This window comes from Gammaproteobacteria bacterium, from assembly GCA_003696665.1.
Classification (GTDB): Bacteria; Pseudomonadota; Gammaproteobacteria; order Enterobacterales.
The window spans coordinates 1-1,354 of record RFGJ01000244.1 but is presented as its reverse complement, the minus strand read 5'-3'; the positions used below and the strand labels follow the sequence as shown (position 1 = coordinate 1,354).

Here is a 1,354-nt window from a genome sequence, read left to right as displayed (position 1 = left end):
TAGACTTCCCCATCTTCGGCACGATATTGCAAAGTGACACTTTGGGCTTTGATAGTGATGCCTCGCTCCCGTTCAATATCCATTGAGTCGAGCACCTGCTCCTGCATTTCCCGTTCAGTGAGCCCACCACAGCGCTGAATCAGCCGATCCGATAACGTCGACTTGCCATGGTCAATATGCGCAATGATGGAGAAATTTCTGATTTTGTCTTGGGTGACCATATCGGCTCGTGATTGGCGACGATAAAATACAGGGGCGCTATTCTATACGATTCGAGCGAAAGGGTCAGCAAACCCTTTCGCTCTGCGCAGAGAATGCAAAGCCAGATCAACTATTTCTTAGGCATCTCAATGACCACAAAGCGCCGACCTAAGCCCGGACGTACCAACAGAACAGGCACACGCTTGCCCGCAGGCAGCTTTTTGACCACCTCGCGGAATCTTTTTACCGTCGGCACTTTTTCGCGGTTGATGGAGACGATAATGTCACCGCGTTGAATGCCAGCTCGCAATGCTGGCCCTTTCTCGACCCGAGTGACAACGACACCTTCTTCATCGTACGTGCCTTTCATTTCCTCGGGCATCGGAGCCACGGATAGGCCGAGTCGATTGCTGAGGCGCCCCGAACTGGACGTGGCATCGTCCTGATCCGGCCGTTCGCCCACTTTGATGGTGAGGTTCTTTTCCTTACCATCCCTTAGAATTTTCACCCGAATGCGTTCACCTGGCTCCGTCAAACCAATCATAAATGGCAGGTCGGCCGCACTCTCCAACCGATGTCCGTTAATCTCTAAGACGATATCACCGGCTTTCAAGCCACCGCGCTCGGCAGGAGACCCTTCACTCACTTCCGGAATGATCGCGCCGTACACTTCATCCATGCCAAAAGACTGAGCCAAGTCGTAGTCCACATCCTGGTAGGTGACGCCTAAATAGCCGCGGCGAACTTTTCCGTGCTTCTTCAGCTGTTCGGCCACATGCATGGCCACCTCAATTGGGATCGCAAAAGAAATGCCCATATAGCCGCCACTGCGTGTCCAAATTTGCGAGTTAATGCCGACCACTCGGCCATCAAGATCGACCAGTGGTCCACCACTGTTACCCGGATTTATCGCAACATCTGTCTGAATATAAGGCACGTATTGTTCCCGGCCGATTTGCCTTTTCTTGGCGCTCACAATGCCCGCAGTCACTGTATGATCAAAACCAAACGGTTGACCAACCGCGACCACCCATTGGCCAACTTTTAAGTCCTGACTATCACCGATGTCGACCGGCTGTAGGTCGTCTGCGTTAATCTTGAGCAAGGCGACATCCGTGCCAGCATCAGTGCCAACCACTTTGGCTTTATATTC

The 1,354-nt window shown here is 52.4% G+C and carries 2 protein-coding genes; both read right to left on the bottom strand.

Features of this window, described 5'->3' with window-relative positions:
* Positions 1-221: elongation factor 4 (locus tag D6694_06860; GenBank protein RMH43573.1), on the bottom strand; the 221-nt coding region annotated here is incomplete at its 3' end.
* 110 nt (positions 222-331) lie between these two features.
* Positions 332-1,354 (bottom strand): PDZ domain-containing protein (locus D6694_06855; GenBank protein RMH43572.1); only part of this gene is annotated, 1,023 nt, incomplete at its 5' end.